This window comes from Bacillus sp. KICET-1 (assembly GCF_027721405.1).
Classification (GTDB): domain Bacteria; phylum Bacillota; class Bacilli; order Bacillales; family Bacillaceae; genus Bacillus; species Bacillus velezensis.
Genome location: NZ_CP113515.1, coordinates 302,713 through 322,524, shown reverse-complemented (window position 1 = coordinate 322,524; position 19,812 = coordinate 302,713). Strand labels below are relative to the sequence as shown.

Genomic DNA, 19,812 nt, shown 5'->3' with positions numbered 1-19,812 from the left:
CCCGGGGAAGGTCATAAAAAAGATATGAACAAAAACAGCTTGCGAACAATCCCGCAGGCTGTTTTTTCTTTCACCCGTCACGCAGGGACAGAAGGGGAAGGTGAGAAGAAGGCACATATGGTATGATGACAAATAGAATAAAACCTCGTGAGGCCGGTCGGCTAAAAGGAAGTGGACAGAGATTGTTTGGTACAAAACATCAAGAAGACTACGTCTCCCGTGACAGACGCTCATTGCATATGCTTGCGCTTCGGGTGCCCGGTCTGGCGTTTATTTTAATGGTATATGCCGCATCAGTCTCTTTGCAGTACATTTATGAAAGCTGGACGGTTTTTTTGCAGCTGTTATTCACGATATTGATCGTCATTTTTACCGTGCTGCACTGGCATTCCCATCGCTGGGTGAAGAAAAAGACGTTTCTTTATTTCATCATACAGGGATTTATCATATATACATCGGCTAACTTGATGACCGGCGGCTATATCGCGCTGGTGATCGGTCTCTATGCCTTTTTAATTGGGCAGATTATCGGAATGTCGGATAAGGGAAAAACGCTGCTCATACTCTATCTTTTCATTTTAATGTCCATAACAGCCCTGCATCAGGAGCATCCGCATCATCTGCTGCGTTTCATCGTTATCGCCGCTCCCATCATGATCGTGATTATCACGTATGCGGCCACATTTTTCGCGCAAGTTGATGAAAAAATAAAAACACAGATGACGCTTGAAAAATTAGAGCTCGCTCACCGGCAAGTGAAACAGCTGACGCTTCAGAATGAAAGACAGCGGATGGCGAGAGATTTGCACGATACGCTTGCCCAAGGATTGGTCAGCTTGCACATGCAGCTTGAAGCGGTGCAAGTTCATCTTTCGAAAGATAACACTGACAGAGCGAAAGACATCATCAGCCAGTCAATGGAAAGAGTGAAGGGCACATTGGCTGATGCGCGCTTGGCCATTGACAACCTTCGCAGCAAATCAGAAGAGATCGGCTTCTTAAAAGAAAGCATCACTGAACAAATCAACCATTTTACAGAAGCCTCCGGGCTGTCTTGTTTTTTAGATTACAGCGTGCATCATGTGCTTGACGTTCATACGGCGGAGAATTGCCATTACATGATCGGAGAAGGCCTGACAAACGCCGCCAAGCATGCAGAAGCAAAAAATGTCTGGGTGTCCGTTCGGGAAGAAGAGAGACAGATCCGCATAACCGTCAAAGATGACGGGAAAGGCTTTGATGCCGGAACAGAAATGAGAAAAAGCGGACATTACGGGCTGCTTGGGATACAAGAACGCGTCAATATGATGAACGGCACTTTCCGTATAACAAGCGCCAGATCAGCGGGGACTCAAATTGAGATCATCATACCAATTCAGGGAGAGGCGGAACATGTATAAAGTGTTAATAGCAGATGACCATCTTGTCGTCAGAGAAGGTCTGAAGCTTTTGATAGAAACAAATGACCATTACACCATAACGGGAGAAGCGGAAAACGGGAAAACCGCCGTCCGCCTCGCAGAGGAACTAAAGCCCGATGTCATTCTCATGGATCTGTACATGCCGGAAATGAGCGGGCTGGAAGCCATTAAACAGATAAAAGAGCATTCTGATGTGCCGATCATTATTTTGACGACCTATAATGAAGATCATCTGATGATAGAAGGCATCGAATCAGGCGCGAACGGTTATCTGCTGAAGGACACAAGCTCAGAAACCTTATTTCATACGATGGATGCGGCGGTCAGGGGAGAAGTGCTTCTGCAGCCGGACATCTTGCGGCGTTTCCGGGAAATGAAAATGGAACGGGCAAATGCCAATGAAACACAGCTGACGGAAAAGGAAATCATAGTTCTGCAAGCCGTTGCGCAAGGACATAAAAGCAAAGCGATCGCCTTCGATTTAGGAATCTCAGAGCGGACGGTAAAAGCGAGATTAACATCGATTTATAACAAATTAGGCGCTGATTCGCGGACGGAAGCCGTCACCATTGCCATGCAAAAAGGCATTCTGAAACTGAATATATAATGAAAAACTGCCCAAACGTACATGCCCCTATGTACGTTTTTTTTATGTGAATGTGAACTACAATTAGGCAGAAAGTAATGATTGGAGAGGAGTATTCGATGTCTGGTTTTTTATATAAATTAGGGGGATGGTCTGCCCGCAATCGATTAAAAATGATCAGTGCGTGGCTCGTGATACTGATCGCTTCGATTGTGATCGCCATCTCGTTAAAACCTGCTTTTTCTGAGGATATGTCAATTCCCGACACACCTTCTGAAAAGGCGATGGATATGATTCAAAAAGAATTTTCAAAGGGTCCCGATAAAGGAAGCATACGGGTTATTTTCGGAGCTGAAGACGGGAAGAAATTGACGTCAAAACCGGAAAAACAAGCGATTGAAGAGACATTAAAGAAGATCAAAACAGATCATTCAGTCGCTTCGATTGCAAGTCCTTTTGAGATAGGAACCATTTCTAAAGACGGATCAGTGGCATATGCCGATATTACGTACAAAAAAGCGGCGGATGACATTACGGATGCGTCTGTTTCACATATTAAACACAGTCTGTCCGCCGCAGGAGACAAAGGTCTGCAGACGGAGCTCAGCGGCGATGTGCCGGGGGCCGGTGTTGAAATCGGCGGTGTATCTGAAATTGTCGGCGTTGTGCTGGCATTCGTCGTACTGGCTATTACGTTTGGTTCATTAGTCATAGCGGGGCTTCCGATTGTCACGGCCCTGATTGGGTTAGGCGTAAGCGTCGCGCTGACGTTAATCGGGACACAGTTCTTTACGATAGCCTCGGTCAGTCTCTCATTATCCGGAATGATCGGACTGGCCGTCGGGATTGATTATGCGCTGTTTATCTTTACGAAGCATCGTCAGTTTTTGGGCGAAGGTGTACAAAAAAATGAATCGATCGCGAAAGCCGCGGGAACGGCTGGCAGCGCCGTCGTTTTTGCGGGACTGACCGTGATCGTCGCGCTTTGCGGATTGACCGTTGTCGGCATTCCGTTCATGTCTGCCATGGGGTTGACTGCGGCACTCAGTGTGCTGATGGCTGTATCGGCTTCTGTTACGCTGGTGCCTGCGGTGTTGTCAATCGCAGGAAAACGGATGATTCCGAAATCAAACAAGAAGAAAGAAAAGAAAAGCGCCGACACGAATGCCTGGGGGCGCTTCGTTACAAAGAAGCCTATTCTGTTAAGCATTTTCAGCATTATTCTTTTAGCCGTCATCAGTCTGCCGGCCATGCATTTAGAGCTGGGGCTGCCTGATGCGGGAATGAAAGCGAAAGACAGCCCGGATCGCCGCGCCTATGATCTGTTGTCTAAAGGATTCGGCGAGGGTTTTAACGGCAAGCTGACAATTGTTGCCGATGCAAAAGGGGTCAAGGGGAACAAAAGTGAAGCTTTTCAAGACGCCGTGAACGAAATGAAGGACTTGCACAATGTGGCGAGCGTCACACCGGCCATGCCGAACGAAAAAGGGGACTATGCCATTATTACGGCAGTGCCTGAAACCGGGCCGAATGATAAGGCAACGAAAGAGTTAGTGCAGGATATACGGAAACGATCAGACAAAAACGGCATCCGCCTGCTCGTCACCGGTTCAACCGCGGTAAACATTGATATTTCAGACCGGTTAAACGATGCCATTCCGGAATTCGCCATTCTCATTGTCGGGTTTGCGTTTGTATTGCTGACCGTTGTTTTCCGCTCGCTTCTCGTGCCCCTTGCCGCCGTCGTCGGCTTTTTGCTGACGATGACCGCTACACTCGGCTTATCGGTATTCGTTCTGCAGGATGGGAATTTCACCGGCTTGCTCAGCATTCCGGAAAAAGGCCCGATTCTCGCCTTCCTGCCTATTTTAGCGATCGGTATTCTTTTCGGACTGGCGATGGATTATCAAGTATTCCTTGTCAGCAGAATGAGAGAAGAATATGTCAAAACAAAAAATCCGGTACAAGCCATCCATGCCGGATTGAAACATAGCGGACCTGTCGTAACAGCGGCGGGACTGATCATGATTTTCGTCTTTGCGGGATTCATCTTTGCGGGAGAAGCTACGATCAAATCCATGGGCTTGGCAATGACCTTCGGTGTTCTTTTTGATGCGTTCATTGTAAGAATGACCATTATTCCGAGTGTCATGAAGCTGATGGGACATGCGGCCTGGTACTTGCCGAAGTGGCTGGATAAGATCATTCCGAATGTGGATATCGAAGGCCATAAGCTGACACAAGGCAAAACACCGGAGAAACCGGAAGAATAAAATGAAAAAGCAGATCGTTATGATCTGCTTTTTTTATGTGCTGACCGCATTCATGAAAAGAGAAAAAAGCTTTTTCATGTCTTCATGTTTTTTTGTCAGCATTTCAGGATGCCATTGCACACCGACGACAAATAATTCACCCGTCCGTTCAATCGCTTCAATGGCCCCGTCTTTCGCATAAGCCGCGGCTTTAAACGAAGGCGCCGTTTCTTTTATGATCTGGTGATGGAATGAATTCACCCGCGCTGAATCGCCAAACAAAGAATGGAGACGTGTCCCTTTTTCAAAGGAAACATGATGGGTTTTTAACGGCGGATCTTTTTCTTGATCGTGCTTGATTTCAGCAAATGAAGCGTGTGTCAGATCCTGATATAAAGTTCCCCCGTAAGTGACGTTTAACATATGCATCCCCCGGCAGATGGCCAGAATCGGCTTTTCTAAAGCAACCGCCGTGAGAATCAGCTCCTTCTCGTAGGCGTCCCGATCAGGAAAGGTCTTTCTTAAAGCCTGTAAAGGTTCTTCACCGTAAAACAGCGGGTCTATATCCTGACCGCCGGACAGAATGATCCCGTCAACATGAGAGACCTGTTCCTTTACAAGCGTCGTCTCTTGAATCACCGGCAGTATAAACGGCACACCGCCGGCCTCAGAAACAGACTGAATATAATCATTATTGACATATGCCCGATTATAACCCGGGAAAGGACCGGATTGATCAGCCATAATGTTTCCCGTAATTCCGATGCGTTTGGCCATTCTTTGCCCCCCTGAACCATGCTCATAATAAATCTGAACGTAGGTTGTACAAATCAGTTTGAAATTATTCTTCATGATACGTGAACTTTCAAAAAAAAAACCCGTGACAATCACGGGCTTTTACATTCATTTCAATTTCTTGATTTCTTCCGTCAGCTCTTTGAATTTTTGATCAAGCTCACGATATTGTTTATCAGCCGGAGTCATGAAGCTGAGTTTTCCGAGGACTTCCTGCCGTTCGGTTTCAAGCTTTAATCGCAGTTCTTCAGCATCGTCCCTGACGGAGGGAGATTCTTTCCATTGTTTTCGAACGCTGCCGTTTGAGATATCAAGCCGGATGTCCGTCGTCTTTTCGAGAAAGTAGCGATCATGAGATACGATGATAAGCGTTCCGTCGTATCGGGCCAAAGTGTCTTCAAGCTGCTCGCGTGACGGCAGATCAAGGTGGTTTGTCGGCTCATCCAGAATCAGCACATCTTTCTCCTCCAGAATAAACGCCATCAGTTTGCATTTGACCCGCTCTCCCATGCTCATCTTGCCGATGGGTTCCGTCCATTGCGCTGCGGTAAATCCTAAATGCTTCATGAGGGATTGCACATTGCCCCTTGCTTCGAACGTTTCTTTGTAAAAAAGCTGTTCGGGGGTTTTATCAAGCGGAAGGTCGAATACTTCCTGGGTTAAATATCCGACATTTGCAGACGGAGATATCCATATGCCGCCCTGCGCTTTTTCCTGACCGAGGATGACCTTCAATAATGTTGTTTTCCCGCTGCCGTTCGGGCCTGTAATCGCGATCTTTTCACCGTGCATCACAGTGAAATTCACGTTTTTGAAAAGCGTTCGGCCGTCATATGACTTTGTGACATCCCTTACTTCTAAAAAACGCTTTCCCGCTTTTTTGCGGTGCTCAATGGAAAAACGGACTTCATACTCCGCTTCAACCGGTTCTGCTTTCACTTTTTCAAGCTCTTTTTCAAGACGCTTCTGCTTTGATTTAATCTGGGCGTCCGTGCGTTTTGCTTTTACACGATGGTATTCTTTAAAGCCTTCTATTTTCGTTGATTGGGCGTGGGCTTTTTTCGACCAGGCGCTCAGCTCGTTCATTTGAGCTTCAATCCGTCTGATCATATTTTGCTGATTCTCATATTCCCGCTGCTGTGTCAGCCTTCTCTGTTTGCGGACCTCCATATAGCTTGAATAATTCCCTTTATGTTCAATGAGTTTCTTTCCTTCGATGGCCCAGATTTTTGTCGCCGCTGCATCTATAAAAGCACGATCATGCGAAACGAAAATAATGGTGCCTTTGTAATTCTTGATCTGATTCAGCAGTATTTCTAAACTGTGCTGATCGAGGTGGTTCGTCGGCTCATCTAATAACAAAAGGCTGCTTGAGGAGGAGAAACCTTTGGCAAGACGGGCTTTCAGTTTTTCTCCGCCGCTCAATTGCGAAAAGGCACGTGCGGGCACGTTCCACTTTTCTAACAAGGCTGCCTCCGCAGGCTCCGGATGGCCGGAATCATAAGCTTCCGTTTCTTGTTCCACCATATATATGTTCACATCTTGCTTCATCTGAATCTGTCCTTGTGACGGCGCTTTTTGATTGCAGATCAATTGCAGCAATAACGATTTGCCGGCGCCGTTTTTACCGATAACGCCGATGATGTCACCTTGCTGAACGCTCGCGCTGATCTGTTCAAAAAGGGGAACGCTGTTGATTTCATAACTGATGCCGCTTATTTTTAACATTTCTTTCATATGTCAATCCCTCGCTTTAAAGGGAGGACAAAAAAATCCTCCCAATTGATTTGGAAGGATTAGCCGTACCTGTGCATGATCAAATAAGCTATTTTCACATAGCTTTCGTATCGTATAGAAAATGGGCAGACTAATCCTATTTTTTCTGATTTGAAATATTTGATTTCAAACGGTCAAAATAAGATTAGTTAATCATTGTCCACCCATCATCCCTTCGTATTTGTTACAAACAGTGTAGCACACACTTATCTGTAAAAGCAAAGGGTATAAGCCTTTTTATTCCAGATTGGAGACTTCCCACTCTTCTTCTAAAACGGCATAATAATATTCATCCCACCATTCATTATCATGGGGGATGCATTTTTTAAAAAATCCTTCCCGTCTCATCCCGATCTTTTCCATCACCCGGTGCGAAGCCGTGTTTTCCGGCTGACATGTCGCAATGATCCGGTGTAATTTCATCTTGTTAAAACCGAATGCCAGCACGGCGCGCGCCGCCTCTGAAGCATATCCTTTGCCCTGGTATTCCGGGTGAAACACCCAGCCGATTTCATACGTATGATCGCCAAAATACTGAAAAAAAACAATGTGGCCAATGACCGTTTCCTCATCCTTCAATAAAACGGGAAACTTCCCGGCATGTTCACCGCTGTTTTCAGTAACGAATTTCCTGGCATCATCTTCGGTAAAGACACCCTCTGGTATATATTTCATGACATTCGGATTTGATGTGTACGCATAGACATCCTGCCAATCTTCCGGTTCAAATGTGCGAATGACGAGCCTGTCAGTTTTGATATTCATTTTTTATGTTCCTCCATCAAAAAGATTTCATTTACTACTTCGATTGAAAGATGTAAAAACCTTTGAGCGGGGAAGAGCCGAATAAAAAAAGCCTGCAGCTATACACTGCAGGCGGTTATTTTTCATTTGCGGCGGCGGGCAGGTTTGTAAACCCGAATTGCCCTCCGACAGCTTCTTTTACTTCATGAATAACGATAAATGATTTCGGGTCAATTTTTTGAACATGTTTTTTGATTTTCAGCAATTCGTTCTTTTTAATGACGACATAGATAATGCGCTTGTCTTTGCTGCCATAATACCCGTATCCGTAAAAAATCGTCGCCGCGTTGCCGTACTCAGAGGTGATGGCTTTGGCGATTTCTTCGTATTGGTCAGACATAATGGTGAGGGCTTTTTTATTATGGAAACCCTCAATGACAATATCGACGATTTTGGCGCACAGATATACGAATATAAACGTATACAGCATGTGATTGATGCCGATCGCTAAAACGGATGCGAAAATGATGACACAATCCATATAAAACATGCTTTTGGAGATGTTAAAGCCCTTTGTGTAATTTAATAAATACGCCAAAAGCGTGGTTCCGCCGGTAGATCCGTCAGCAATAAAGATCAATGCCAGCCCCGCTCCCATCAGCAGAGCGCCGAATACAATCCCAAGCACCATGTCGTGCACGCCGAACGGAATAAAGCTGACGATGCTGAGAAAAACAGAAGTCATCCCCGTACCGAGTATCGTGTATAAAATCGTTTTTTTCGTTAAAAATTTATAAGCCAGCCCGATAAAAATCAAATTTACAACCAGAGTCGTAATACTTGCAGGTATATGGAAAAGATAATATAACACGAGAGCGATTCCCACGGTGCTGCCGTCCCCTAAATGATTCGGGATGACGAAAAATTCCACGGACGCCGCAATAAGAAAGGCTCCGGCCATAATCATCAGTATATCCTTGCAAATGTTCTTCATGTGCAAACCTCCTCTGCAGTCAAAAATATATAAAAAACAAAAACGCCTCAAAAATTATCCAGCAGAACTAAATAATTTTTAAGACGAATCATTCACAATCTCGTTTGTTCATTCAGTAAAGAATGATCAGCTTCAATATCGAAGATTATATAGACACCTTCACATCTTGTCAATGCCGTGAAAATTGATTTTTCTGCAGTGTATATGAGGTTTAAATCAAGTTAAAACGAGGAATTATATCAGAAGAGTTTTCATTTCTGCTCTATCAATAAGAGAAATGTAATGAAAGACAACGAAGAAGGGATGATGACATTGGAACGAATTTTTATCAGTCCGGCCAAATACGTGCAGGGAAAAAACGCCATTGAAACGATCGGCGGACATCTGGAGGGCATTGGTGAAAAAGCCGTCGTCATTGCGGACAAAACCGTATGGGATATCGCGGGCCACAAGGTGACGGCTGAATTAAAGAAAAGCAATATTTCTTCTGAAGAGGCGGTTTTCAACGGCGAAGCCTCCCAGGAAGAAATGAAAAGAATTGCCGGCATCGCAGAAAAAGCAGGCGCGACTATTGTCATCGGAGTCGGCGGCGGTAAAACGCTTGATACCGCCAAAGCCGTATCAGATGAAATAAACGGCTACACCGTTATCGTGCCGACGGCCGCTTCAACGGATGCTCCGACAAGCGGGCTGTCTGTCGTGTATTCTGAACAAGGCGCGTTCGAAAACTATCGTTTCTATCATAAGAATCCTGACCTGGTTCTGGTCGATACGAAAATCGTCGCGGAAGCTCCGCCGCGCTTTTTAGCATCAGGGATTGCCGATGCGATGGCGACGTGGATAGAGGCGCGCAGTGTCATCGCCAATGGCGGTAAAACGATGGCAGGCGGAATTCCTACCATCGCCGGAGAAGCTATCGCGGAAAAATGTGAAGCGGTGTTATTCAAATACGGCCGTCTCGCTTATGAGTCTGTGAAAGCGAAAGCCGTTACGCCCGCATTGGAAGCGGTGGTTGAAGCCAATACACTTCTGAGCGGACTGGGATTTGAAAGCGGCGGCTTAGCTGCGGCACATGCCATTCATAACGGATTTACCGCGCTTGAAGGTGAAATCCATCACTTGACCCACGGTGAAAAAGTGGCATTCGGCACGCTCGTTCAATTGGCGCTGGAAAAACGTTCGCTTGAGGAAATTGAGCGGTATATCGCGTTTTATATCAGCTTGGGGCTGCCTGTCACACTTGAAGACATCAAATTGAAAGACGCATCTAAAGAGGACATTATGAAAGTGGCAGAAGCCGCGACGATTGAAGAAGAAACGATTCATGCCGCTTTTGACGTGACGGCTGACGACGTGGCGGATGCCATTATAGCGGCTGATCAATACGCAAAAGCTTTTAAAGAAAAACACGCGTAAAACCTTTTATGCGTGACCCGGAACCAAGGGCTGTTACAGCCCTTGGTTTTTTTGTGCCCTTTGAAAACTTTTAAAAATAAAGAAAAAATTATGATACAATATACAAATGTTTTGAGAGATTGACAAAGGAAAGGTGGGAACGATATGCTGCATAATCCGACCGGTAAGGAGCGGCTTGCGCTGGCTTTTCTTCTCGGAATGCTTGCGATACTGGGGCCGCTCAATATAGATATGTATCTGCCGAGTTTCCCTGAAATCGCTGAAGATTTAAGCGCCCGCGCATCGCTTGTCCAGCTCAGTTTAACCGCATGTCTGATCGGGCTGACAATCGGACAGGTTGTTGTCGGCCCGTTAAGTGACGCGAAGGGAAGAAGAAAACCGTTATTACTATGTATTTTTTTATTTGCGTTGTTTTCTCTGTTTTGCGCACTTGCACCGAACATTGCAACACTAGTGATTGCCCGTTTTCTTCAAGGGTTCACCGCTTCGGCAGGACTCGTTTTATCCCGTGCAATCGTCAGAGATGTGTTTACGGGAAGAGAGCTTTCTAAATTTTTCTCGCTGCTGATGGTCATTACCGCCGTCGCGCCGATGGTGGCGCCGATGACGGGAGGCGCGATTTTACTGCTTCCGTTTGCATCATGGCATACGATTTTTCTCTTTTTAACGTTTATCGGTTTTTTGCTTGTAATCATCATTGCGCTCAAGCTGACAGAAACCCTGCCGCCGGAAAAGCGGATTCCGAGCTCCATCGGAAATTCCGTGCGGACAATGGGAAGCCTGCTGAAGGATCGGTCATTTATCGGCTATGCGCTGACGGTCGGTTTTATTCACGGCGGGAGCTTTGCGTATGTCTCCGGAACGCCTTTCGTGTATCAGGATATTTACGGAGTATCGCCTCAGGTATTCAGTGTTTTATTCGGCATAAACGGTCTGGCGATCATTACCGGAAGCTTTATCATCGGCCGTTTCGGCGGGATTATTCACGAAAAAAGCCTGCTGAGAATCGGCGTGATTACAGCGATGACGGCGACTGCCGTTCTGCTCGTCATGACGATCATTCACGGGCCGCTGGCGGCACTGGTGATTTCCATTTTTATTTATATGATTACGATCGGCATGACGCTGACAAGCACCTTTACATTGGCGATGGAAAAGCAGGGACACCGCGCGGGAAGCGCAAGCGCACTGCTCGGCATGCTTCCGCTTCTTCTCGGTTCCATCGTGTCGCCGCTTGTGGGGATGAATGAAGCGACGGCCGTGCCGATGGGGGCAATTATGTTCACGACATCCGTTATCGGTTCCATCGCTTTTTTCGCCTTAACAACAAAACCGGAGAAAGCAAAAAAGGAGTGAAATGATTCACTCCTTTTTTTGATGCCCGCTATTCATATTTCTTCAGCACGATCGCCGAATTATGCCCGCCAAAGCCGAATGAGTTGGAAAGGCCGATCGTTAACGATTGCTGGCGGGGCCCGTCTGCTACATAGTCCAAATCACATGCCGAATCAGGGTGCTGCAGATTGATCGTCGGCGGAATGATGCCGTGTCTCAGGCTTTCTGTCAGAGCGATGGCTTCAACGCCGCCTGCCGCGCCAAGCATGTGGCCGAGCATTGATTTGTTGGCCGTAACCGGAATGTCATAGGCAAGCTCCCCGAATAATGTCTTGATGGCCAATGTTTCAGAAAGATCTCCGGCTTTTGTGCTTGTCGCATGGGCGCTTACGACATCAATGTCTTCCGCTGAAACGTTCGCCTTTTTCAAAGCGTTTTTCATCGCCAGGTAAGCGCCCGTTCCTTCCGGATGGGAGGCTACCATATGATAGGCGTCAGAGCTTGCGCCGTAGCCGAGCACCTCACAGAGGATCGGGGCGTTTCTGCCGATTGCGCTATCCAATGATTCCAATACTAAGATGCCCGCGCCTTCACTCATGACAAACCCATCGCGATCCGCGTCAAACGGCCGGCTTGCCGCGGCGGGGTCTTCGTTTCTCGCTGACAGCGCGTGGGCATTGCCGAAGCTGGCTAATGACAAATTCGTAATCGCCGCTTCCGCTCCCCCGGCAAACATGATATCTGCGTCATCATTCCGAATGGCGTTGAATGCTTCCCCGATCGACGTATTGCCGATGGAACACGCGGTGACGGGAGAAAGTGAGGGGCCGAGCGCGCCTAATCTGATGCTGATTTGAGCGGCGGCCGCGTTTGAGATCATCATGGGGACAAGGCTCGGGCTCACTTTTCGCGCTCCCCGTTCATTTAAAGTATGAACGTTATCAATCAAAGTCGTGATGCCGCCGATTCCCGAACCGACGTACACGCCGAGGCGTTCACGGTCAATCTGATCGAGCTGAATCCCGGAGCTTTCAAGCGCCTGTTCCGCTGCCGCTAAAGCAAACTGGCTGAAACGGTCAAGCCGTCTCGCTTCTTTTCTGCCCCATCTTTCTTCTGCGTCAAAATCACGGACGGTGCCGGCTATTTTTGTCTTTGAACCGGAGACATCAAACGAATCGATGAAAGAGATTCCCGATTTTCCTTCCGTCAGGTGTTTCCAAAATGTATGCACATCATTGCCGAGAGGTGAAATCACTCCCATTCCGGTGATCACAACTCTTTTCATGGTCATTCCTCCTTCGGTATGTATTTATTGTAACTCGCAATTATCCTATTACAAGTTGTTGATTATCCTAGTATAATGAATACCAGGGTAAGAGAGGAGAGATTCGGTATGATACCAGAAGGAAGATTGCAGGCGCTTTCAGAGTTTTTAAAAACGCAGCGGGCCAAAATTTCTCCGCAGATGGCCGGGCTGCCGATGGGCACACGGAGAAGAACGCCCGGACTCCGAAGAGAAGAGGTCGCGCAATTAGCCGGCGTAAGCACCACGTGGTATACGTGGCTGGAGCAGGGCAGAGACATTAAAGTGTCCGCAGCCGTATTGGACGCCGTTTCCGACGCGCTGCAGCTCAACAAAGATGAGAGAAATTATTTATACGCGCTTGCCATTGAGGAGGGCGTGAAGCAGCCGTTTACCGCGGAGGAAGAAGCGGTTATCAGCCCGTCGCTTTCAAAAATCCTGCAGGAGCTCCGTTATTGTCCCACCATTATCTCCGACAGGCGGTGTCATATCGTAGGATGGAACCAGGCCGCGGCTCACGTGTTTTTAGATTTTGAACAAATTCCTCCTGAAAAACGGAATCTCATAGAGCTATTGTTTTCCAGAAAAGAATTAAGAAGTTTAGCCGTGAACTGGGAGCACTTTGTGAAAGGATTCATCGCCATTTTCAGAACGTATTACGGCCAGTATGTAGCTGATACGTGGTATTCTCAGTTTATAGAAGAAATGGAGAAAACGTATTCGGAATTTCATACGCTGTGGAATGAGAGCGAAGTCAGCTCGGCACCCGAAGTATTAATTGAGTTCCGCCACGCGAAGGCGGGAAAAATGGTCTTTAACCTGACTTCATTTCAGGTTCAGGGCAATAGTGATCTGCGCTGCAGTGTGTATACGCCGGTAGATCATACCGAAACGGAAGCAAAGCTGAAAAAGCTCTTCGAAAACAGGTGAAGAACAGAAAAAAACGGGAGGCGGCCGCCTCCCGTTTCAGTTTAAAATAAAAGCATGAGACCGGCGATGGCCGGTGTTAAAAAGATGGCTGATTTCAGAATGACTTTCGGCACGAGGTTGGTGAATTTCGCTCCGACATATGCGCCGCACATCGTTCCGATCAGCACTTTGACCAACAGCATATAATCGACAAATCCTTCCGTCACATAACCGAGTCCTCCGCCGACCGCAAGCGGGATAATGACAAGCATGGTGGTGCCGACCGACTGGCGGATGGATAAGCGCAAAAGAATCATTAAGCCAATTTGGATGAAAGGGGCAGAGCCGATGCCGAACGTTCCGGACAAGATTCCTGCGATGACACCGAGTACAACGGCTTTCACCCATATATTCAGATTGCTTTGCCGTCCGGAATCTTCTTGTGTTTCTTTTACAAGAAATAACCGGACTAAAATAAGCAGAGCAGATAAAAACAGCATGCCCGCCGTCAAGTAATGCAGCAAATCTGCGGGGATAAGAGAAGTAAGCCTTGCCCCGAAAAACGAACCGAATGCCGCAAAAACGCCGACGATGAGGCCGATCTTCATCTGAATATTGCCTTCACGGTAGTGGCTGAAAGCCCCCGACAAACTTGTGAAAGCCATTCCGGCGAGGGAGGTGCCCAAAGCCGTATGAATCGGTACGTGAAACAGTATAGTTAAAAGTGCAATGACAAAACCGGCTCCCCCGGCGCCGATAAACCCGAGAATAATCCCGAGAAGAAACATAACGAGTATAATAAGCACAATCTTCTCCTCCATTTAGATGCCTGATCACCATGTTCCGCTCCGCTGTATCAGGTTCTAATAATCGACCGTAGTCCGTCGACCGTCGTCTGATATCTTTATGTTACCTTAAATTTAAGGTATTGGCAAGAAGACGAATCGCTTTTATACAGAGGGTTTACAGCTCTTTCACCATCACTTTTTCCCCGTTTGAGTCCAGCTCTCCATTGAATAAGAAGCCGAATTTTTGATAAAGCCGCAATGCATGCACGTTATCTTCAAACAGGCTTAAATAAATCCGTCTGCAATCATATATTCGAACGAGATGGCGGATAAGGGCATCAAGCAACAGCTTGCCCAATCCCCGTCCCTGATAACGTTCATCAATAAAAAAACGGTCAAGCCACACTCTTCCGTTTTCATTTTCCTCATCATATTCCGGAAACCATCCGTACATGGCAAAGCCGACCAATTCCCCGTTAACATAAAGACCGGCCGGCTGATAATGCCGGCAATCCTCAGCATCTTGTAAGCACTCTTCCGCGGTTTCAATAAATGAAGTCTGGCTTTCACTTACATGAAGCGCCAGTATATCGGCACGGTTTTCTTCCGTGACTGTTCTGATTTCAATCGTCATACTTGTTACTCCTCTTCCGCTTTTTTTGAGACGGTAAAGCTTTCATTGCGTAAGCCATTTGTGAATCAGCCTTCTCTCGGATACAATGATCATCATAAAGGATATGGTTACCGTATAGTCAAGGAGGCATTATGAGCGAAGACGTCAGAAAATACTTCACAACGGGTGAATTTGCAAAACTGTGCCACGTAAAAAAACAAACCCTGTTCCATTATGACGAGATCGGCCTGCTTTCTCCGGAAATCAAAAAAGCGAACGGATACAGATACTATTCCTATCATCAATTCGAACTGTTCCAGGTCATCGGCCTGTTTAAGGAGGTCGGCGTGCCCTTGAAGCAGATCAAACCGCTCTTAACAGACAAAACCCCTGAGGGTATCATCACACTTTTAAAAGAGAAATCTTCAGAAATCGAAAGCAAAATCAAAAAGCTGGAGCACCTGCAAAGGATGATTCAGACAAAGGTGAAGCTGACCGAACAAGCCTTGGAGACAGACTTTTCCTCCGTCTCATTGCAGCGATTAGATGAAGAGACACTTATGATAGGACGACCCGTACTCCATTTGCCAGAACGGCAATACACTGCCGCCATTTCCGAATTGATCCGTTATATGCGGGTACATGAGCTCGATCAGGGGCACCCGGTCGGCGGACTGTTTGCGCGGGAGCAGATTCTGAAAAAAGAATTCTACAACTACACCCATTTTTATATGAAGACAGAAGAAGGCATAGAGAATAGAGACCTCCATATTAAGCCGAAAGGGCTTTATGCCGTCGGGTACCAAATAGGGGATGAAGCGGAAGCGGCTTACCGCAGCATCATGCAGTTTATTGAAGAGTATGGGCTGGAAATGGGCGATTATGCATATGAAGAATATATGCTTGATGAGGTTGTGGCGGACGGGTTTGACAATCAGATCACAAGAATCCAGCTGCAAGTCCGCAATCGATAAAGCCGGTGACGCCGTTCGTTTACGTCTTCTAACAAACCTTGTATAATGAGAAAAATCAGATTGCAATTGAGGTGAAACACGATATGTTTCTAGCGCCCTTATTTGAACATGATGTACCGGCAGCACTTCTCCGCCCTTAATGGAGAAAAGTGACTGCGCTTCTCTCCGTTAGGGCATATGACGTGACCTAATATGATAACGGAGGGTGCATCAAATTGAAAAATACATTGTTCGGTTCGATTTATTTGGCATTGGCCGCCAGTATCTGGGGCGGTATGTATGTCGTTGTAAAAGTTGTGGTAGCGGTCATTCCGCCGCTTGAACTGGTATGGCTGAGATATGCGGTGGCGCTTCTTTCGCTTTTGATTCTCAGTTTGTTTACACGCCAATCCTGGAAAGTTCATAAACGTGATTTATTACTGATCGCTGCGATCGGATTGATCGGCAACACGATTTCGATCGTCACGCAGGAAATCGGCACGAAATTATCAACCGCGCAGATGGGTGCGATTATTACGGCATCCACTCCCGCATTTATGGTTGTATTTGCCCGGCTGATGTTGAAAGAGCGGTTAACGCTGAAAAAAGGAATAGCGACAGGGCTGGCGACGATCGGAGTATTGCTCATTGTGGGGAACGGAGATCTCGATATGTCGAGCCAGCTCGGCGGTCTCTCGCTTCTGGCTGCGGCGCTGACATGGGCTTTGATGTCCGTGCTGATGAAACGGGTTCCCGGCCATTACTCACCGCTTGTCGTCACAACGTATTCCATTTGCGTCGCATTTGTCATCCTGACCCCGTTTACAGCGGGCCCGCTTCGGGAGATTCCTTTGTCTCAGCTTGCCCGGCCTGAGATATGGGGCGGACTTTTATATTTGGGTGTGATCTCAACCGCCTGCGCGTTCATGCTTTGGAATCGCGGATTGCAATTACTGAATGCGGCAAGCGGCGGTCTGTTTTTCTTCTTTCAGCCGCTTTCCGGGACATTGCTCGGCTGGCTGCTGCTGGGAGAGACGATCGGAGGAACCTTCTGGATCGGGGCGGCCCTTATTGTTTCAGGCGTCGTTCTCGTCATGAAAGAAAAATAGAAAATGAAAAAAAGCCATTCAGCAAATGAATGGCTTTTTTCTGTTTTCCCGGCAGGATTCGCCCCTCCATAAACAGAAAACAAGGAGCAGAAACGGATCATGGGCACCGGTACTCTCAAGGTGCAATACCCGGACCCTCAAGCTTTCGTCAATTAATATAACAGGCGGTGAAAAAATGGAGCCAAAATGGCTAGATTGGGCAAAACAGCTTCAATCCGCGGCGCAAGCGGGGCTGGCTTATTCCAAAGACATATATGATATTGAGAGATTTGAAGAAATAAGAAAAATAAGCGTGGATATCATGGCGCATCATACCGGCATCGACAAAAGAATCATTAAAGACGTATTCGCCGGTGACACGGGCTATCCCACTCCGAAAGTTGATATCAGAGCGGCAGTTTTTAAAGATCAGAGCATATTAATGGTAAGAGAGAAAAGCGACGGCAGATGGGCGCTGCCGGGCGGATGGGCTGATATCGGGATTTCTCCGGGCGAGACCGCTGTCAAAGAAGTAAAAGAGGAGTCGGGAATCGACGTAAAGCCCGTTAAACTGTTAGCTGTAATGGATAAGAAATGCCATTCCCATCCGCCGTCCGCCGCCCACGTTTACAAAGTGTTTATCAAATGCGAGATCATCGGCGGCCGGCTCAGGGAGGGAACGGAAACAAGCGCGGCCGGCTTTTTTGCGGAAACGGAACTGCCGCCGCTATCTGAAGCCCGCAATACGGAAAGTCAGGTTGAAAGGATGTTTGCATATCTCAAACATCCGGACGAACCCGTTTATTTTGATTAAGGCAGCAATCAGAAAGAAAAGGGGGCCCGAGTATAATGGAGGATTCAATTAAACAGCAGGCGCAGCGGCAATTTGCCAAAAACGCCGCGAAATATGTGACTAGTCCAGGACACGCCGCAGGAGAGGATTTGGCGTATCTCGTTTCAGCTTCCGGTGCCGAAAAGCATATGGACGTGCTGGATATCGCGACGGGAGGCGGACATACGGCTAACGCTCTCGCTCCTCTCGTACGCTCTGTTATCGCATATGACCTCACGGAAGAAATGTTAGCAGCCGCTGAAGCATTTATAACCGGAAACGGATGGACGAACGTGTCATTCGAAAAAGGCGATGCTGAAAAGATGCCGTTTGCCGATGCTGCTTTCGATATCGTCACATGCAGAATCGCGGCGCATCATTTTCCCGATGTCAGAGCCTTTGTTCATGAAGCGTTTCGGGTTGTCAAACCGGGCGGCAGACTGCTTCTCATTGACAATACCGCACCTGAAAAGGATGAATATGACCATTTTTATAATGACATTGAAAAGAAACGGGATCAGAGCCACTTTCGGGCGTGGAAAAAAACAGAATGGCTCCGTTTTCTGGAGACAGCCGGCTTCCGGATTGAATCCGCTGTCTGCTTTTTGAAACCATTTCAATTTACCGTCTGGTGTGAACGGGCAGGCCTGACTGAAGAGAAAGCCGCATTACTGGAAAAACAGATGCTGGATGCTCCTCGTGATATACAGCGGTTTTTTTCTGTAGAAAAGGATCAATCAGGCCGTATTGCGTGCTTCACAGGTGAATCGGCCTGTTTCTGCGCGCTCCGTCCCGTCTGAGACGAAAAAACCGCTGTGCAGTTTTCCTGCCCGCGGTTTTTTCGTCTTATCTGTTCTTGATTTAAGAAATAATGGCGGATGGGGCGTCCTCCGTTGAATGCTTTCCGCCGGCATCAGGAGTCAGAATGCCGCTGTTTGTGACCGTTTCAATAGATTGTAAGAGGAGATGGCCCAGTTCCTCTTCTCCGAATGAATCGAGCATTAATTTCGCCGTCCATATTTGGCCGATAGGATTGGCAATTCCTTTTCCGACAATATCCGGGGCGGAGCCGTGAACAGGCTCAAACATGGAAGGATATTTGCCGTTTACATTGATGTTGGCTGCGGGAGCGATTCCGACGCTTCCCATAATCGCCGCGCCGATATCTGTCAGCACATCTCCGAACAGATTCGAAGCGACAATGACATCAAAGCGTTCCGGCTGCGTGACAAAGAAGGCCGCCAGTGCATCGATGTGCTGGGAATCCGTCTCAATCCCGGCGTACTCCCGGCTGACCTCTTTAAAGATGTCATCCCAGAACGGCATCGAGTGAATAATACCGTTTGATTTCGTCGCGCTTGTGACGTGTTTCCGCCGACTTGCCGCCAGTTCGAAAGCATACCGCATCACTCTTTCCGTACCCCGGCGGGAAAAGACCGCGTTTTGTATGGCGATTTCGTCCTCACCCTGATAGATTCTGCCGCCGACAGAGCTGTACTCGCCCTCACTGTTTTCGCGGACGACTATCAGATCAAAATCCTTCGGGTTAACGAGGGGGGAAGTGATTCCCGGCAGGAGCTTCGCCGGCCGCACATTAATCACCTGTTCAAATTCCCGGCGTATCTTGATGAGCAGCCCCCACAGCGAAACATGATCGGGGACGAGTTTTTGATTCCCCACCGCTCCCAAAAACAAAGCATCAAAGTGCTGTAACGTTTCTAATCCATCATCCGGCATCATAGTCCCGTGCTCCAAATAATACTCGCAGCTCCACGGAAAAGAAGTGAAATCAAAGGCAATGCCTCCATGTAATTCGGCGATCGCGTTCAACACCCGCTCCGCTTGCGGAACTGTTTCTTTCCCCACACCGTCCCCCGGTATGCTGGCAATCTTGTAAGTTTTCATGTTTCCGTCACCTCTGAATGAATTGTTTTCGGTTTGCGGCAGACCGTCGACCGTCGTTCATCATAATTCCATATTACGCCACATCCGATATGCTGACAAGCT

The 19,812-nt window shown here is 47.4% G+C and carries 18 protein-coding genes; 10 read left to right on the top strand and 8 right to left on the bottom strand.

Annotated elements, in window-relative coordinates; genetic code table 11:
• Positions 1-182 precede the first annotated feature (182 nt).
• From OVA33_RS01570 to OVA33_RS01560, 3 genes are all read left to right on the top strand, one after another.
• Positions 183-1,400, top strand: coding sequence for a sensor histidine kinase (locus tag OVA33_RS01570; protein ID WP_025650280.1), 1,218 nt, complete (start codon positions 183-185; stop codon positions 1,398-1,400).
• Positions 1,393-2,028 carry a two-component system response regulator YdfI gene (locus OVA33_RS01565; RefSeq protein ID WP_014417035.1) on the top strand — a complete coding sequence of 212 codons (636 nt, stop codon included), beginning with the start codon at positions 1,393-1,395 and terminating at the stop codon, positions 2,026-2,028. The genes OVA33_RS01570 and OVA33_RS01565 overlap by 8 nt, the downstream gene beginning before the upstream one ends.
• Before the next feature lie 98 nt (positions 2,029-2,126).
• Positions 2,127-4,280: an MMPL family transporter gene (locus OVA33_RS01560; protein ID WP_025650281.1), complete on the top strand. Its 2,154-nt coding sequence runs from the start codon at positions 2,127-2,129 to the stop codon at positions 4,278-4,280.
• Positions 4,281-4,313: 33 nt separating this feature from the next.
• Here the strand turns inward: OVA33_RS01560 and OVA33_RS01555 are convergent, their stop codons facing one another.
• The 4 genes from OVA33_RS01555 to OVA33_RS01540 form a co-directional block, all read right to left on the bottom strand.
• Positions 4,314-5,036 (bottom strand): gamma-glutamyl-gamma-aminobutyrate hydrolase family protein, encoded by a 723-nt coding sequence (locus OVA33_RS01555; protein ID WP_025650282.1) that lies wholly within the window; start codon positions 5,034-5,036, stop codon positions 4,314-4,316.
• A gap of 126 nt (positions 5,037-5,162) precedes the next feature.
• A complete protein-coding gene (gene abc-f, locus OVA33_RS01550; RefSeq protein ID WP_017419179.1) occupies positions 5,163-6,791 on the bottom strand; it encodes a ribosomal protection-like ABC-F family protein in 1,629 nt (542 codons plus the stop codon).
• A gap of 276 nt (positions 6,792-7,067) precedes the next feature.
• On the bottom strand, positions 7,068-7,595 hold the full coding sequence (locus tag OVA33_RS01545) for a GNAT family N-acetyltransferase (RefSeq protein WP_017419178.1): 528 nt from the start codon (positions 7,593-7,595) through the stop codon (positions 7,068-7,070).
• Positions 7,596-7,710: 115 nt separating this feature from the next.
• Positions 7,711-8,568, bottom strand: coding sequence for a YitT family protein (locus OVA33_RS01540; protein ID WP_003156057.1), 858 nt, complete (start codon positions 8,566-8,568; stop codon positions 7,711-7,713).
• A 282-nt stretch (positions 8,569-8,850) separates the two neighbouring features.
• On the opposite strand from OVA33_RS01540, the gene OVA33_RS01535 reads away from it, so the two are divergent.
• Together OVA33_RS01535 and OVA33_RS01530 are read left to right on the top strand one after the other, a co-directional pair.
• The gene (locus tag OVA33_RS01535) at positions 8,851-9,984 is read left to right on the top strand and encodes a glycerol dehydrogenase (protein ID WP_065180736.1); all 1,134 of its coding nucleotides are present in this window, start codon (positions 8,851-8,853) and stop codon (positions 9,982-9,984) included.
• Between the two features lie 144 nt (positions 9,985-10,128).
• A complete protein-coding gene (locus OVA33_RS01530) occupies positions 10,129-11,340 on the top strand; it encodes a Bcr/CflA family efflux MFS transporter (protein ID WP_094296441.1) in 1,212 nt (403 codons plus the stop codon).
• A 28-nt stretch (positions 11,341-11,368) separates the two neighbouring features.
• Here OVA33_RS01530 and fabF read toward each other — a convergent pair whose 3' ends face one another.
• Positions 11,369-12,604, bottom strand: coding sequence for a beta-ketoacyl-ACP synthase II (gene fabF, locus OVA33_RS01525; protein WP_021495025.1), 1,236 nt, complete (start codon positions 12,602-12,604; stop codon positions 11,369-11,371).
• A gap of 108 nt (positions 12,605-12,712) precedes the next feature.
• On the opposite strand from fabF, the gene OVA33_RS01520 reads away from it, so the two are divergent.
• Entirely contained in the window at positions 12,713-13,552 is an 840-nt protein-coding gene (locus OVA33_RS01520; RefSeq protein WP_014417044.1) for a helix-turn-helix transcriptional regulator, read from the top strand.
• 41 nt (positions 13,553-13,593) lie between these two features.
• On the opposite strand, the gene OVA33_RS01515 is transcribed toward OVA33_RS01520, so the two are convergent.
• Positions 13,594-14,337: a sulfite exporter TauE/SafE family protein gene (locus OVA33_RS01515; RefSeq protein WP_104843126.1), complete on the bottom strand. Its 744-nt coding sequence runs from the start codon at positions 14,335-14,337 to the stop codon at positions 13,594-13,596.
• A gap of 157 nt (positions 14,338-14,494) precedes the next feature.
• Positions 14,495-14,953, bottom strand: a complete 459-nt coding sequence (locus OVA33_RS01510) for a GNAT family N-acetyltransferase (RefSeq protein ID WP_017419174.1) — start codon at positions 14,951-14,953, stop codon at positions 14,495-14,497.
• A 131-nt stretch (positions 14,954-15,084) separates the two neighbouring features.
• On the opposite strand from OVA33_RS01510, the gene OVA33_RS01505 reads away from it, so the two are divergent.
• From OVA33_RS01505 to OVA33_RS01490, 4 genes are all read left to right on the top strand, one after another.
• Positions 15,085-15,906: a MerR family transcriptional regulator gene (locus OVA33_RS01505; RefSeq protein WP_003156048.1), complete on the top strand. Its 822-nt coding sequence runs from the start codon at positions 15,085-15,087 to the stop codon at positions 15,904-15,906.
• Between the two features lie 215 nt (positions 15,907-16,121).
• Positions 16,122-16,994: a DMT family transporter gene (locus OVA33_RS01500; protein ID WP_123117633.1), complete on the top strand. Its 873-nt coding sequence runs from the start codon at positions 16,122-16,124 to the stop codon at positions 16,992-16,994.
• A gap of 175 nt (positions 16,995-17,169) precedes the next feature.
• Positions 17,170-17,787: an NUDIX hydrolase gene (locus OVA33_RS01495; protein ID WP_110085241.1), complete on the top strand. Its 618-nt coding sequence runs from the start codon at positions 17,170-17,172 to the stop codon at positions 17,785-17,787.
• 35 nt (positions 17,788-17,822) lie between these two features.
• Complete coding sequence (locus OVA33_RS01490) at positions 17,823-18,605, top strand: class I SAM-dependent methyltransferase (RefSeq protein ID WP_110085240.1); 783 nt, start codon at positions 17,823-17,825, stop codon at positions 18,603-18,605.
• Positions 18,606-18,666: 61 nt separating this feature from the next.
• Here OVA33_RS01490 and OVA33_RS01485 read toward each other — a convergent pair whose 3' ends face one another.
• Complete coding sequence (locus OVA33_RS01485; RefSeq protein ID WP_128974186.1) at positions 18,667-19,710, bottom strand: tartrate dehydrogenase; 1,044 nt, start codon at positions 19,708-19,710, stop codon at positions 18,667-18,669.
• Positions 19,711-19,812 lie beyond the last annotated feature (102 nt).